Below are 14,945 nucleotides of genomic sequence, written 5' to 3'. Positions count from 1 at the left end.
GCCCGGCAAGGCGGGTGCGCGGCAGCAGTCAGGGAAGGACGGGCTGTCCGAGGCCACGGAAGGACAGCGCGGACAACACGGAGAAGGGCCGACTGTGGCCCGGACTACTGTCCATCTCGCCTCCTCCCGGTCCCGGCCACGCAACGGGCGTCGCGGCCATACGGCAAGGGGCAACCGGGAGCACTCGGCTCCGCCGCACCCCAACTCGTCAGAGCTTTGGCACTCCACGGCGTGATCCCCCGCCGACCGCGCGGGGGAAGCCACTTGGGGTCACCCCTTGGGCCGGGGAGACCTGTCCTGATCCGGAGCGTCTCTCGACGGGTGGGATCAGTGGCCTGTGTCCGTGAAGACGCCTCACCGAACGAGGTGTCTGGTCAAACCGCTCACAGGATACGCCTGTCAGGGCGCGACTTTCCCGCCTATGACCGGCCCTTGACCATGCCTGTGACCTGTCGCGACCGGCACTCGGTGGTACGCCGTCCGGTCCGGCTGCCCGGTGGTGCCGCCGACCGGCTCTGCGGGGGCAGCGAACGCGGGGCCGGTACGGGGCTGTCGTCCCCCGTCGTGCACCCGGCCGGCAGACCACCGCAGAGCACCACCGCCGCGAGCCGCCGCACCATCCGGGCGCGAGGGTGTCATAGCGCATCAACTCCCCGCGGAACGGCGCGTTTCACCAAGAGAGCACCAAGGGACGGTCAAGGTGACCGGCAGATCTGTCCGCACAGACAACCGGCACCGGCAGCCTTCCGTCCTCAACTGCGCGAAGGTGAACTGGTCGGCCACCGGGGCCGGCGGTCTTCGCCGTCCGGACCGCACCTCAGCAGTCCTACAAGATGTAGGGTGCTCTCGCCCTACAAGACGTAGGGCGAGGTGGACGGCAAGCACGCGGGAAGAGAGATGAACAAGGAGCTGCGCTCCGACCGCGAGACAGTACACGGCGTGCCCGGCCGGCTTCAGGCTCAGGGTCTCGTACGGTCAGGCTCTCGATCCGCCGGGACCTGTAGGCCGGTGAGGGACCTCGCCGAGGCCACCTCCCGCTGGCGTTCGCCCGGACTACAGGGTAGAAGGGGTCGGGCACGCGACGGCCCTGCCCCGTGTCCCGTCCCCACCCGTACCGATCCCACCGCCCACTCCCCAAGGTGACCCCAGTCATGACCGCCCAGCAGCAGTCGGCCCTGATCCCCCGCCGGCGCTCCGCCCCCGAACAACCGCCCGCCCCCTCCCGGCTGCGGGCACGGGCAGCCGCCTTCACCGTCTGGTACCTGCGGCTGATCGCCCTGGTCAACATCGTGGCGGTCGTGTCCGTGCCGTTCCGGCGCGAGGTGGACGAGCACAACACCGGCCGGATCTACGCCTCCCACACGGCCCACCGGTTCCACGCGCACCACGCGGGTGACTACTTCACTCCGTACCTGGCCACCGCCGGCCTGGTCTCGGCCGCACTCGCGATCTTCCTGTCGCTGGTGATGCGGCGCAGGAAGCGGGCCGCCTGGACGGTCAACATGGTCCTTGCCGGGCCGCTCTTCGTGCTGTATGCCGTCGCACTCACCCAGAGCCCGTTCCGGGGGCACGTCTTCAACTGGGGGTCGGCCCTGCTCACCGGCCTGTTCGTGGCCGCGCTGCTGATCGGGCGCCGGGAATTCGAGGCGGTCGGGGACCCGTCCAACCCGAAGCTGGCGCTCGCCGTCGGAGCGGGCGGCATGCTGGTCAGCGGCGCGATCGGCACGCTGCTGGTCGGGGCGACCAACAAACTCCACGGTGCCACGCTGTTCGACAAGGTCGCGTACACGCTGTTGCGGGGCATCAGCGTCGGCCCGCTCGCCGACCGCGTGGATGCCGTGCAGGCGCCCCGCTGGGTGGACGTCATCGTCAACATCATGGTCGCGGCGACCTTCTGCCTCGTCCTGTACGTCTTCTTCCGCTCGCCCCGCGGCCGGGACCTGCTCGGCGCGGAGGACGAGGAGCGGCTGCGCGCGCTGCTCGACCGGCACGGCGAGCGCGACTCCCTCGGCTACTTCGTGCTCCGCCGCGACAAGGCGGTCATCTGGTCGCCGACCGGCAAGGCCGCCGTCGCCTACCGCGTGGTCGGCGGCGTCACCCTCGCCTCCGGCGACCCGATCGGCGACCCGGAGGCATGGCCCGGCGCCATCGACGCCTGGCTCGCCGAGGCCCGCCGCCACGCCTGGACGCCCGCCGTGATGGGCGCGAGCGAGGAGGCCGGCACGATCTACGCCCGGCACGGCCTGGACGCCCTCGAACTCGGCGACGAGGCCATCGTGGACGTCGCCGACTTCACCCTCGAGGGCCGCGCGATGCGCGTCGTACGTCAGGCGCACAACCGGGTGCGGCGGGCCGGGTACACCGTGAGCATGCGCCGCCACGCGGACATCCCCGACGACGAGATGGCGACGCTGGTCGAACGCGCCGACCAATGGCGCGACGGCGCCACCGAGCGCGGCTTTTCCATGGCGCTCGGCCGGCTCGGCGACCCGGGCGACGGAAACTGCGTGATGCTGGAGTGCCGCGACGGCGAAGGCGAGTTGCGGGCGCTGCTGAGCTTCGTGCCCTGGGGCGAGCACGGACTGTCCCTCGACCTCATGCGCCGCGACCGGGACGGCGAGAACGGCCTGATGGAGTTCATGGTCGTCGAACTGCTGCTGCGCGCAAAGGAGTTGGACGTACAACGGGTGTCGCTGAACTTCGCCATGTTCCGCGCCGTCTTCGAGCGCGGCGCGCGCCTCGGCGCCGGACCGGTGCTACGGCTGTGGCGCTCGATCCTCACCTTCTTCTCCCGCTGGTGGCAGATCGAGTCCCTCTACCGCGCCAACGCCAAGTACCGGCCGGTCTGGGAGCCCCGCTTCCTGCTGTTCGAGAAGACGGCAGACCTGCCGCGCATCGGCATCGCCAGCGCCTGCGCGGAGGGCTTCCTCACCCCGCCACGCCTGCCCAAGTTCCGCAGGCGCCAGCCCGCTGCAGGAGTTCGTCAGCAGGCTGACTCCGCAGCAGGAGCAGGCGCCGCCTGACCTCCTCGGCAAGCAGCAGTGAGGGCGCGGGCGGCCGGTGTCGGCCACCCGCGCCCTCCGCCCATCGCCCGGCACCCGGCGCCCGTTCGGTGCGCCGGAAAACCCTGCGCGCTCCGCCGCGGTCCGGCATACGCTGACGCCCGCTGTCTGACGAGGAGGATGCATGGGGATCCGAAGCCTGACCCGTGACGAAGCCGAGCACCGGGCCGCGCTGTTGACCGTCGAGCGGTACGACGTGGACGTCGACCTCACGGCACTGCCCGACGGACCCGAGGTGCGGTGCGTGTCCACCGTGACCTTCACCTGCCACCAGCCGGGTGCCGAAAGCTTCGTGGACTGCGCGGCACAGGTCGTCGGCGCCACCCTGAACGGCATCGCTCTCACCCCCGGCGACGACGGCCGGATCCCCCTGCCCGGCCTGGCCCGGCACAACGTGCTGCGCGTGGAGAGCATCCAGGCCGACACGACCGCGGGCGAGGGCGTGCACAAGGCGACCGACCCCGCCGACGGCGAGGTCTATGTGTGGACGAGCTTCGAACCGGACGAGGCCCGGTTCGTCTGGGCGTGCTTCGACCAGCCCGACCTCAAGGCCCCGCACGCCTTCACCGTCACGGCCCCCGCCGCCTGGACCGTCACCAGCAACTCCGGCGAGGCACGTATCGAGGAGCTGGGGACGGCCCGCCGCTGGATCTTCCCGGACACGCCGCCGCTGTCCACGTACAACACGGTCGTCAACGCGGGTCCCTTCCACGAGATCCGCCGCGAGGCCGACGGCCACGACCTCGGCCTGTACGCGCGCCGCTCGCTCGCCGAGGTCCTCGACCGTGACGCGGACGAGATCTTCACCCTCACTCAGCAGGGTCTTGCCTTCTACGGCGAGGCCTTCGCGATGCCGTTCCCGCAGCGCAGGTACGACCAGGTGTTCATGCCCGAGTTCGGCGGGGCGATGGAGAACTACGGCTGTGTGACCTGGTCGGACGTGTTCCTGCGGAGGGCTGCGCCGACGCCCGCCGAGCGGGAGCTGCTCGCCAAGGTGCTGCTGCACGAGATGGCGCACATGTGGTTCGGCAACATCGTCACCATGCGCTGGTGGGACGACCTCTGGCTGAACGAGGCATTCGCGGAGTTCGCCTGCCACTGGGCCGCCGAGCGCGCCACCCGCTACACGGACGCCTGGGCGGGGCACCTGGTGAGCGACAAGCTGAAGGCCTATCTGGCCGACCAAGGGCCGGTCTCCCACCCGATCCACCAGCCCATCCACGATGTCGCCCAGGCCGCGTCGATCTTCGACAACATCACCTATCCCAAGGGTGCCTCCGTCCTGCAGCAGCTCATGACGTATGTCGGCGAGGAGAGCTTCCGGGCCGGTATGGCCGCCTACTTCGCCCGCCACGCGTGGGGCAACACCACGCTCCAGGATCTGATCGACTCCCTCGGCAAGGCCAGCGGGCGGGACCTGGACGGCTGGCGCACCGCCTGGCTGGCGACGGCCGGCACCGACCGCTTCCGGCTGGAGCGCGAGGGCGGGAGCGTCACCCTGGTGGCCGCCGGCACCCCGCGCCCCCAGGTTCTGGCGGTGGGCGCGTACGCCCGGAACGGACAGGCGCTGGAGCGCACGGCGCTGGAACGGATCGAGGTGACACAGCCCCGTACCCCCGTCCTCGGCCTGCCTCCCGCGCCGGACGTGCTGCTGATCAACGACGACGATCTGACCTTCGCCACGGCCCGCCCGGACCCCACGACCCGGGACGCCCTCTTCCGTTCGGCCGCGGACCTGCCCACGGCCCTCTCCCGGGGCGTGGCCGCCGCCACCGTGTGGGACATGCTGACCACGGGCGAGGCCACGGCCGTGGAAGCCGGGCAGTGCATCACCGCGGTCCTTGCGGCCGAGACGTCGGACGCCGTGATCGAGCCGTATCTGACGCTCGCCGCGAACATCGCCGAACTGTGGGCGCCGCCCGGCGACCGCGCGGAGCTGACGGCGGCGGTGGCCAGGACCTGTCGGGAGCTCGCCGCGGACCCCGGCCGCCGCCAGGTCGCCCTGCGCGGGCTGGCCCGTTCCGCCACGACCGACGAGGACCTCGCCTGGCTGCGCGAACAGGCGGGCGACGACGTCGACCTGCACTGGCGCGCGCTCGTCCGCGCGGCCGAACTGGGCGGGGACGTCTCGTCCGAGGCCCGTCTCCTGCTGGAACGTGACCCGGACCCCGACGCCTGGATCCGCGCCCTCACCGTGCGGGCCGCGGTGCCCGACGCGGCCGCCAAGGCAGAGGTCTGGCAGCAGCTCGTCGTCGACCGCACCGTTCCCGTCTCCGGGGTCGGCCAGGTGGCGGCGGCCTTCTGGCGTCCCGGCCAGGACGACCTGCTCAGCCCCTACACGCAGCGCTACCTGGAGGTGATCCCCCATCTGCACCAGGGGGGAATGATCCCGGCGATGGGGTACACGAGCCACCTGTTCCCGCCCCACGCCATCGACTCCGGCTACATCGAGACCGCCCAGCAGATCGCGGCCGAGGCGGTCCCGGTGGTCCGCAACACGCTCCTCGAACGCTCGGACACGGTCCGCCGCATGCTGCGTTCGCGTTCCCGCAGGCCCTGACCGTTCCTGCAGGGCGCCCCGCCCGTGCAGGCGCGGCCGCATCTCCCTGCGGCCGTTCCTGCACGGGCGGCCGGCCTCCGCCGGCGAAGGAAACGGTCAGTCGTCGCCCCGGTGGGCGGCCGCGAACTCCCGCAGTTTGTCCGCGGGGGCGTTGAACTTGTCGTGGTCGCCGACGGTCGCACCGGAGGAGGTGTACTGCCACATCATGTACGTCGACCAGCCCGCCGGAAGCTCGCCGACCGTCGAGGCGTACCGGGCGACCCACAGGGGGTTGGTGGAGCCGAAGCCCTTGTAGCCGCCCGTGCAGCTGTTCCACCAGTTCGTGGCCGTATAGATCACGGCGGTGCGACCGGTGCGGGCCTTGTAGCGGTTCAGGAAGGCACGGATCCAGGCCACCATGCCGCTCTTGGTCTTGCCGTAACAGGCGTCACCGTAGGGGTTCCACTCGATGTCGAGGGCACCGGGCAGGGTCCGGCCGTCGGCGGACCAGCGCCCGCCGTGGTCGACGAAGTAGTCGGCCTGCGCGGTGCCGCTGCTGGAGTCCGGCGTGGCGAAGTGGTACGCCCCGCGGACCATGCCGACGCGATAGGCGCCGTCGTACTGCTGGGCGAAGTAGGGGTTCTGGTAGGACGTCCCCTCTGTGGCCTTGGTGTAGGACCAGCGGGTGCCGCTGCTCCACAAGGCGGACCAGGCGACTTCGCCCTGGTAGCTGGAGACGTCGACACCTTCGGTCTGGCCGACCTGCAGGGGCGGCGGGTCGGGATCGGGGTCGGAGTGGGCGCCCATTCCTTCGTACTTTCCGACGCCCATTCCCATGTAGGCGCCGCCACGCACGGGTGGATCGGGCCAGGGTCCGGCCGCCGAGTACGCGGGCGGCAATGCGGGCAGGGTGAGGAGGAGGCCGGTCAGGGCAGCGATGAGACGCCAGCGCGAGCGGCCGTGCTGAGGACGGAAGCAGCTTGGCACGCAACCCATCTGACCCCGGCGCGCGCCGCACCGCACGCCATGTACCGCCCAATGAAGGCATTACCGGGGTCGGAGTACTCCAATGGGTGTGACCGCATGCCGTGCAGGAGGAGGTGCTGGTGGGTGGTGCAGGCGACGGAAGGACGTCCCCGAGGGCTGTTCGTCGGTTTGTGCACGCTGGACGTCATTCAGCTCGTGGAGCATGCGCCGGCTTCGAACGAGAAACTGACGGCTCGTGAGCAGGTCGTCGCGGCAGGCGGTCCGGCGGCGAACGCGGCCGCGGCCTTCAGCCACCTGGGTGGCACGGCCCGGCTGCTCACCGCGATCGGCTCCCATCCGCTGGGGCTCGGGATCAAGGAAGACCTCGGCGGCCTGGGCGTGGCCGTGTCGGACCTGGCGGCGGAGTCGGCCGAGCCACCGGCCGTCTCGTCCGTTCTGGTGACTGCGTCCACCGGGGAACGCGCCGTCGCCTCGACCAACGCGAAAGGCCACCGGCTCGCCCCGCCCGACGATCTCGACCTGCTGGTGGCCGCCTGCGACATCGCGGAGTTCGACGGCCATCACATGGACCTGGCCGTGGCCGCCGCACGGCTCGCGCGCACCGCCGGCCGTCCGACCGTCCTCGACGGGGGCAGCTGGAAGGACGGCACGCGGGACCTGCTGCCTTTCATCGACGTGGCCGTCTGCTCGGCCGACTTCCGCCCGCCCGGCGCGAGCACGCCTGCGGACACGCTGCGGTTTCTGCGGGAGCACGGGGTCCCCTGGTCGGCGGTCAGCCGGGGCGGTCGGCCCATCGTGTGGGCGGGCCCCGACAGCAGTGGGACGGTGGACGTGCCCGCGGGCCGTGTGGCGGACACCCTGGGCGCGGGGGATGTGCTGCACGGGGCGCTCGCTCATCAGCTCGCCGTTCAGGGGCCCCTGACGTCGGAGGGCTTCGTGCAGGCACTGCGGGGTGCGGCCGCGGTGGCCTCGCGGGCGTGTGCGTCGTTCGGCACACGTGCCTGGATGCAAGGCAGTTGAGGCCACAGCATTCGCCGGGCGCATCCCGCCCGGCTTGTGGTTGAAATTTCAAACCCAGATCGGCCTCATCCATCGCGTGGATGCTCCGGATACGGGATTCGGATCGCGCCAAGGATGGCGGCCGGGCTCCAAAGGGGCCCATAGTCGTCCCTGCCCGCGCGCCGCTGTCCGGACCAGCCGCAGTCGCGCGGCACCGTCGCCTGCATGCCGAGCGCCGACGGCGCCCCTGACAGGCATGCCCCATTCCTTACACGTCGCCTGGAGTCGCCATGCCCGGTTCCGCCCCGCCGCCCTCAGCCGCCGCGGTCGAGGACGCCGCTTCGCCACCCGTAGCCATATCGGGGCCAGCCCATCTGCTGCGGGTGACCCTGCTGATGGCGGGCAGTTGTCTGCCGATCCTGGGGGCAGTGCTCATCGCGCCGGTACTGCCGAAGATGCAGGACCACTTCGGATCCGTTCCCGGTGCCAAGACGCTGGTGCCTCTGGCGCTGACCGTTCCGGCGCTGGCGCTGGCCCTGCTCGCCCCGTTCGCCGGCGTGATCGTGGACCGGCTCGGCCGCAAGCGTCTGCTGATCGTGGCGACCCTGCTGTACGCCCTGTTCGGCACCGCGCCGCTCTGGCTGGACTCGCTCGGCGCCATCATCGCCAGCCGCGCCCTCGTCGGGGTCGCCGAGGCCGCGATCATGACGTGTTGCACCACGCTGATCGGCGACTACTACTCGGGACCGCGGCGGGTGAAGTACCTAGCCCTGCAGACCATGTGCGCCTCAGCCTCGGCGACCGCGTTCTTCGTGCTGGGCGGCGCCGCCGGATCGGCGGGCTGGCGCGCGCCCTTCTGGGTGTACGCCGTGAGCCTGGCGCTCGCCCCGCTGATGGCGACCGCCCTGCCCGACCCTGCTGCACGCCCGGCCGCCGTCGAGGCGCCGGCCGCGCCGGAGGTCCGGCGGCCTTTCCCCTGGCGGCAGTTGCGGGGCAGCTGCGTCCTGACCTTCTTCGGTGCGATGGTCTTCTACACCGTGCCGGTGGAGATGTCGTACCTGCTGGACGACCTCGGGACGAAGAACTCCGGTGTGATCGGCCTCGCCACGGCGCTCGCCAGTGCCGCGACCGTGGGTGGGGCGATCACCTTCGCCCGTCTCGGGCGCTCCCCGGACGGGATGCTGCCGGCCGTTCTCGCCGTCTGCGGGGTCGGCTTCGGGGTGATGTTCCTCGCGGGCAATGCGCCGCTGCTGGTCGTCGGAGCGGTGATCAACTGTGTGGGTACGGGCATGCTGCTGCCCGCCCTGCTCACCGGCGCCATGTCCCGGCTGGCCTTCGAGGACCGCGGTCGCGGCACGGGACTGTGGACGGCAGCGTTCTTCGCCGGTGAGTTCGTCTGCCCGCTGGTGCTGCTCGCCGTGGAGTCGGCGGTCGGCACCCTCGCCGGCGCGGTGGGCGTACTGGGGCTGGCCGCCGCTCTCGTCGCGGCGGGACTGCTGGCGGCCCACCGCCGCGCGCCCGCCGTCGAGTCCAGGGCGCTGCCGGAGTCGCTCGCCTGAGGCCGCGTACACCGACGGCCACCGACGCGCCGTTCAGGGGTCGACAGCGGGCTGCGGGCCCGGCCCCTGGCGGCGCCGGGCCCGCAGCCCGCCGGCCACAACCCGCCGACCCGGCGCGCGCCCCAGCCCACCCACCAGGCAGACCCCGAACCGGATCACGACCGGCCCGGCGCCCCCCAGCGCCCCGTGCCCCGGCAACCGCCAGCCCGTGGCCGTTGCACCTCACCGTCGCGCCCACCTCAGCCGCCTTCTGCCGCAACCAAATATGCCGTCACCCCTCGGCCACAACCCGCCCACGCACCACGCAGACCCCGAACCGGATCACGGCCGGCCCGGCGCCCGCCCAGCGCCCCGTGCCCCGGCAACCGCCGGCCCGTGGCCGTTGCCCCTCACCGTCGCGCCCACCTCAGCCGCCTTCTGCCGCAACCAGATGTGCCGTCACCCCTCGGCCACACGCCGCCCACCCCGCCCGAGCCCACCCACCAGGCAGACCCCGAACCGGATCACGGCCGGCCCGGCGTCCGCCCGGTGCCCCGTGCCCCGGCAACCGCCGGCCCGTGGCCGTTGCCCGTCAGCGTCGCGCCCACCTCAGCCGCCTTCTGCCGGAGCCAGATGTGGGCCGCGTCCTGGGTATGGACGGGGTGCCACCACATCGCCTCCTGCACCGGTACCGCCTCGAAGGGGCAGGGCAGGACGCGTACCGCGGCGGAGCGGACCGCTCCGCGGGCCAGGCGTTCCTGGATCATCGCGACCCGGCTGGTGCCCTCGACCATGTGGGGCAGCAGCTGGAAGGCCTGCACGGAGACCTCCACCCGGGGGCTGATGCCGATCATGCTGAGCTGGCGGGCGGCCGGGGCGTCGTAGGGGCGCTGGTAGACGACCCAGGGCAGACGTGCCAGGTGGTCGAGGGTGAGTTCGTCACCGATCTCGGGATTGTCGTCGGCGACCAGGCACAGCCATCGGTCCTGGTGCAGGTCGACGGCGGGCAGGCCGTCGATGACGCCGTGCGGCATCAGAAGGCCGTCGACCGTGCTCAGCGCGGTGGCGGGGTTCTCCACGACGGAGGGCGGCGTGTGCTGGAAGGTGAGCCGGATGCCGGGCGCCTCGTGGTGCAGGGCGCGGGCGAGTGCGGCGCCGAACACGGCCGTGCCGTAGTCGGAGGCGAGCAGCGTGAACTCCCGGGTCTCGGCGGCCGGGTCGAAGTCGGCCTGGCTGGAGAAGACGCGTTCCAGCAGGTCGCAGGCGGTCACGCTGCGGTCCCGCAGGGCGACGCCGAGCGGTGTCAGCTCGTAGGAGTTCCCGGTGCGGGCGAGCAATTCGTCGCCGAAATGACGGCGCAGCCTGGCCAGCGCCGCGCTCATGGCGGGCTGGCTCAGTCCGATGCGCTCGCCGGCCCGGGTGACGTTGCGCTCCTCCAGCAGCGCACGCAGGGCGACGACCAGGTTGAGGTCGAGACGGGACAGGTTCACTTGCTACCACCTGGAGCGAGCTGACGGGTGAGGGCGGCCATCCCGCGGGCCATCCATGCCATGGATGTGGTGCATTCACAGGATTGATTTCCCTGATTGGTTGATCAGGGCCAGAGTAGTCCGCAACCCAGCAGGAGGAAATCTGATGGCAACGCTCGCGCAACCTGCCGGCCCGTTCGCACTCGGCACGTTCTCGGCCCAGGACGACGCAGAGCCTTTCCCCGGCCTCTTGGCCGAGGACCGGGTACTCGACCTGAGCAAGGCCCTGGACTGGGCACCGTCCGGGATGCGTGCCGTGGTGGAGCGGTGGGAGCAGGCCCTCCCCGTGCTGCACGCCCTGGCGGCCGACACCGCCCTCGACTGGCGGCCGCTGGAGGGCCTGCGGGTGCACGCCCCGCTGGAGCCCCGCCAGATCTTCCAGTCCGGCGCCAACTACCGGCAGCACGTGATCGACCTGGAGGTCGCCCACCGCTCGCCGGACGACCCGCGCACGGTCGAGGAGGCGCGTGCGGAGATCGCCGCGGTCATGGACCGCCGGGCCGCCGAGGACCTGCCGTACGTGTTCATCGGCCTGCCGAGCACCATCGCGGGACCGTACGACGACGTCGTACTGCCCGAGTGGGCCGAAAAGCCGGACTGGGAGCTGGAGTTGGCGGCCGTCGTCGCCAAGCCCGCCTACCGGGTGCCGGTCGAGGAGGCCTTGGAGTACGTCGCCGGGTACACGATCGCCAATGACCTCACCGACCGTGCCACCGTCTTCCGCCGGGACATGAAGGCCATCGGCACCGACTGGCTGCGGTGCAAGAACGCCCCCGGTTTCACACCGCTCGGGCCGTGGCTCGTGCCGGCCGGGTCGATCGCGGATCCGGGGGACCTTCGGGTCACGCTGAAGCTGAACGGCGACACCATGCAGGACGAGTCCACCAAGGACATGCTCTTCGGCGTCGCGCGGCTGGTGTCGTACATCTCCCAGACCTCCCGACTCCTGCCCGGCGACCTGGTGTTGACCGGCAGCCCGGCCGGCAACGGTATCCACTGGGGCCGTCTGCTGCGCGACGGCGACGTCATGGAGGGCTCCATCACCGGTCTGGGTGTTCAGCGCACCCGCTGTGTGGCGGAGAAGGCGTCATGACGCTCGGCCGTCACGACCCGGCAGGGGCGATCGCCGAGGCCGCCAAGGCCTTCTCGAACTGGGGGCGTTGGGGTGAGGACGACGTGCTCGGCACCCTCAACTTCCTCGACGAGGCCAAGCGGCGCGAGGGCGCTGCGCTCGTGCGACGGGGGGTCAGTTTCTCGCTGTCGCAGTCCTTCGACATGAACGGTCCGCAGAAGGGCTGGCGCCGGCGGACCAACCCCGTCCACACGATGCTCGACACCGGCACCGACGCCGCCCTCGGCAACCAGGGCTTCCCGCACGGCATCGGCGGCGCCGACGACGTGATCGCCATGCCGTTGCAGTGCTCCACCCAGTGGGACGGGCTCGGCCACATCTTCGACCACGGCAAGGCCTGGAACGGACGCCCGGCGGAGAAGGTCGTCACCTCCGACGGGGACCTCGTCACCGGCATCGAGCACATGGCACCCCATGTCGCCGGGCGCGGAGTCCTCCTCGACGTCGGCCGAGTGGTGGGCAGCGAAGGCGAGTTGGCCGACGGGTTCGCGATCACCGAGGAGCATCTGACCGCGACCGCCGCGGCGCACGGGGTGGCCGTCGGACGCGGCGACATCGTCCTCGTACGGACCGGGCGCCTCGCCCGCGCCCGGCGCGAGGGCTGGGGCGACTATGCGGGCGGGCCGGCGCCGGGCCTGTCGTTCACCACCGCCGGCTGGCTGCACGGCACCGAGATCGCCGCCATCGCCACCGACACCTGGGGCTTCGAGGTACGGCCCAACGAGTTCGAGAACGCCTTCCAGCCGCTGCACCAGGTCGCCATCCCCAACATCGGCCTGCTGATCGGTGAGATGTGGGACCTCGACGCGCTCGGCGCGGACTGCGCCGAAGACGGCGTGTACGAGTTCTGGCTCACCGCCGCGCCGCTGCCCATCACCGGTGCGGTCGGCTCCCCGGTCAACCCCATCGCCGTCAAGTAACGCCCACAGCCGCCCTCACGGGGCGAGCCGCATCCCCCGCCGCCCGAAGCCGTGCGGCCCCGTCCGGGAGGTATCCCCTACATGACCGATCCTCACGCCCGTTCCGTCCTCGTCGTCGGCGGGGGCGCCTCCGGCAACGCCGTCACGATCCTGCTGCGCCGTGCGGGCATCACGGTGGACCTGATCGAGGCCAGCCCCGACTGGCACTCCTCCACCGGCTCCGGCATCACCCTCCAGGGCAACGCCCTCAGGGTGCTGCGCGAACTGGGCGTCTGGGAGCAGGTGAGCGCCTCCGGGTTCGCCTTCGGTTCGGTCGGGATGACCGCCACCGACGGCACCGTGCTCTTCGTCGCCGAGGACATCCAGACCGGCGGCCCGGACCTGCCCGCCACCGTCGGCATGCAGCGCCCCCGTCTGCAGCAGATCCTGAGCGACGCGGTCCGCGCGTCCGGCGCCACCGTGCACCTGGGCGTCACCGCCGAGTCCCTGGAGCAGGACGGCGACGGCGTCTCCGTGCGCTTCAGCGACGGCACCGAGGGCCGGTACGACCTGGTGGTCGCCGCCGACGGCCTCAACTCGGCGACCCGCGCCGCGATCGGCATCACGGACAAGCCCGAACCCACCGGCATGGCCATCTGGCGCATCGCCGCCCCTCGCCCCGAGGGCCTGGAACGCACCGACCTCGCCTACGGCGGACCGGCCTACATCGCCGGATACTGCCCCACCAGCGAGAGCACCCTCTACGCCTACGTCGTCGAGGGGTGCCGGGACCGTGCGTCGATCCCGCAGCAGTCGTACGCCGACGAGATGCGCGCCCTCGCACAGGGCTACGGCGGCTTCTGGCCCGAGATCGTGAAGCACATCGACGATCCGGCAAAGGTCAACTACACCTGGTTCGACCGCCACCTGGTGGAGGGCCCCTGGCACCGCGGCCGGGTCGTGCTGGTCGGGGACGCCGCCCACTGCTGTCCGCCCACCCTGGCGCAGGGCGCGGCGATGTCCCTCGAGGACGCCTCCGTCCTCTGCGAGCTGCTGACCACCCGTGACGACTGGGACGACCAGCTCTTCACCGACTACCGGGACCGGCGGCTGCCCCGGGTGCGCATGGTCGTCGACGCCTCCGTCCAGCTCGGCCAGTGGGTGCTCGACGGGGTGCACGACGCCGACGTGCCCGGGCTGATCGGCCGCACCATGAACGCGCTGAAGGAGCTCCCGTGACCGATCCCGCCGACCTCTCGTCGACACCGACGATCGACGTCCACGCCCACCTCCTGCTCGCGGAGGTCGAGGAGGCCGTCGCCGGACATCCCGGACTTGCCGGGGCCCGCGAGCTCGACGCCCGCCGCAACGGGCCGGCGGCCCTGGCCGTGAGCGGTCCGATGGTCGGCGCCCGTGTGCCGAAGCTGACGGACGTCGACGTGCGGCTGGCGGCGATGGACGCGCAGGGTGTGGACGTCCAGCTGGTCAGCCCCTCCCCGTCGCACTACCACTACTGGGCCGAGCCCGAACTGGCCCGGCGGGTATGCCGGTTGGCGAACGAGGGCACCGCCGCGCACTGCGCGAAGGCCCCCGACCGGCTGCACGGCCTGGGCCTGATCCCCCTCCAACACCCCGGCCTGGCCGTGGAGTTGCTCGACCACGCGCTGGACCAGGGGCTGAAGGGCGTGGAGATCTCCTCCCACGCGCCCGGCCGCGAGTTGTCGGATCCCGCGTACGAACCGTTGTGGTCCCGGGCGGAGGAGACCGGCGCGCTGGTCTTCCTGCACCCGTTCGGCTGCACGCTCGACGAGCGCCTGGACCAGTGGTACCTCTCCAACACAGTCGGCCAGCCCACCGAGAACGCGGTCGCCCTCTCCCATCTGATCTTCTCCGGCGTCCTGGACCGCCATCCGGGGCTGAAGCTGATCGCGGCGCACGGCGGCGGCTATCTGCCCACCCACATCGGCCGCTCCGACCACGCCTGGCGGGCCCGCCCCGACGCCCGGGGCTGCGCGCGGGAGCCGAGCAGCTATCTGCGGCAGCTCTACTTCGACTCCCTCGTCCACGACCCCCACGTACTGCGGGAGTTGCTCCGGGCCGCCCGGCCGGAGCGGGTCCTGCTCGGCTCCGACTTCCCCTTCGACATGGGCACCGACGACCCGCTGGGCGCACTGCGTGCCGCGGACCTGCCCGAGCCCGACTTCCACGCGGTGCGGGGCGGCAACGCCGCCGCCCTGCTCAACCTCGTCTGAAAAGGAAG

General features: G+C 71.8%; 10 protein-coding genes and 1 riboswitch. Of the genes, 8 read left to right on the top strand and 2 right to left on the bottom strand.

Annotated elements, in window-relative coordinates; all coding sequences use genetic code 11:
- Positions 1–192: 192 nt before the first annotated feature.
- A riboswitch (M-box (ykoK) riboswitch) is annotated at positions 193–373 on the bottom strand.
- 778 nt (positions 374–1,151) lie between these two features.
- Complete coding sequence (locus ACIBW9_RS28075) at positions 1,152–3,023, top strand: phosphatidylglycerol lysyltransferase domain-containing protein (protein ID WP_398959627.1); 1,872 nt, start codon at positions 1,152–1,154, stop codon at positions 3,021–3,023.
- 163 nt (positions 3,024–3,186) lie between these two features.
- Positions 3,187–5,622, top strand: coding sequence for an aminopeptidase N (gene pepN, locus ACIBW9_RS28070; protein ID WP_398959625.1), 2,436 nt, complete (start codon positions 3,187–3,189; stop codon positions 5,620–5,622).
- Between the two features lie 96 nt (positions 5,623–5,718).
- Here the strand turns inward: pepN and ACIBW9_RS28065 are convergent, their stop codons facing one another.
- Positions 5,719–6,597, bottom strand: a complete 879-nt coding sequence (locus tag ACIBW9_RS28065; protein ID WP_398959623.1) for a lysozyme — start codon at positions 6,595–6,597, stop codon at positions 5,719–5,721.
- A gap of 114 nt (positions 6,598–6,711) precedes the next feature.
- Here ACIBW9_RS28065 and ACIBW9_RS28060 point away from each other — a divergent pair, with 114 nt between their 5' ends.
- Positions 6,712–7,608, top strand: a complete 897-nt coding sequence (locus tag ACIBW9_RS28060; RefSeq protein ID WP_398959621.1) for a PfkB family carbohydrate kinase — start codon at positions 6,712–6,714, stop codon at positions 7,606–7,608.
- 269 nt (positions 7,609–7,877) lie between these two features.
- On the top strand, positions 7,878–9,146 hold the full coding sequence (locus ACIBW9_RS28055; RefSeq protein ID WP_398959619.1) for an MFS transporter: 1,269 nt from the start codon (positions 7,878–7,880) through the stop codon (positions 9,144–9,146).
- Positions 9,147–9,649: 503 nt separating this feature from the next.
- On the opposite strand, the gene ACIBW9_RS28050 is transcribed toward ACIBW9_RS28055, so the two are convergent.
- The gene (locus ACIBW9_RS28050; RefSeq protein ID WP_398959617.1) at positions 9,650–10,615 is read right to left on the bottom strand and encodes a LysR family transcriptional regulator; all 966 of its coding nucleotides are present in this window, start codon (positions 10,613–10,615) and stop codon (positions 9,650–9,652) included.
- A 145-nt stretch (positions 10,616–10,760) separates the two neighbouring features.
- Between ACIBW9_RS28050 and ACIBW9_RS28045 the strand changes: the two genes are divergently transcribed.
- The 4 genes from ACIBW9_RS28045 (at position 10,761) to ACIBW9_RS28030 (ending at position 14,937) form a co-directional block, all read left to right on the top strand.
- Positions 10,761–11,747: a fumarylacetoacetate hydrolase family protein gene (locus ACIBW9_RS28045; protein WP_398959615.1), complete on the top strand. Its 987-nt coding sequence runs from the start codon at positions 10,761–10,763 to the stop codon at positions 11,745–11,747.
- On the top strand, positions 11,744–12,706 hold the full coding sequence (locus tag ACIBW9_RS28040; RefSeq protein WP_398959613.1) for a cyclase family protein: 963 nt from the start codon (positions 11,744–11,746) through the stop codon (positions 12,704–12,706). The genes ACIBW9_RS28045 and ACIBW9_RS28040 overlap by 4 nt, the downstream gene beginning before the upstream one ends.
- Before the next feature lie 81 nt (positions 12,707–12,787).
- Positions 12,788–13,924: an FAD-dependent oxidoreductase gene (locus ACIBW9_RS28035; protein WP_398959611.1), complete on the top strand. Its 1,137-nt coding sequence runs from the start codon at positions 12,788–12,790 to the stop codon at positions 13,922–13,924.
- Positions 13,921–14,937, top strand: a complete 1,017-nt coding sequence (locus ACIBW9_RS28030) for an amidohydrolase family protein (RefSeq protein ID WP_398959609.1) — start codon at positions 13,921–13,923, stop codon at positions 14,935–14,937. Before ACIBW9_RS28035 ends, ACIBW9_RS28030 begins: the two co-directional genes overlap by 4 nt.
- The last annotated feature ends 8 nt before the right edge of the window (positions 14,938–14,945 follow it).

Source organism: Streptomyces sp. NPDC049541, from assembly GCF_044465725.1.
Lineage (GTDB): Bacteria > Actinomycetota > Actinomycetes > Streptomycetales > Streptomycetaceae > Streptomyces.
Note: the sequence above shows the minus strand (reverse complement) of the source record. Positions and strands in the feature narration are given on the sequence as shown.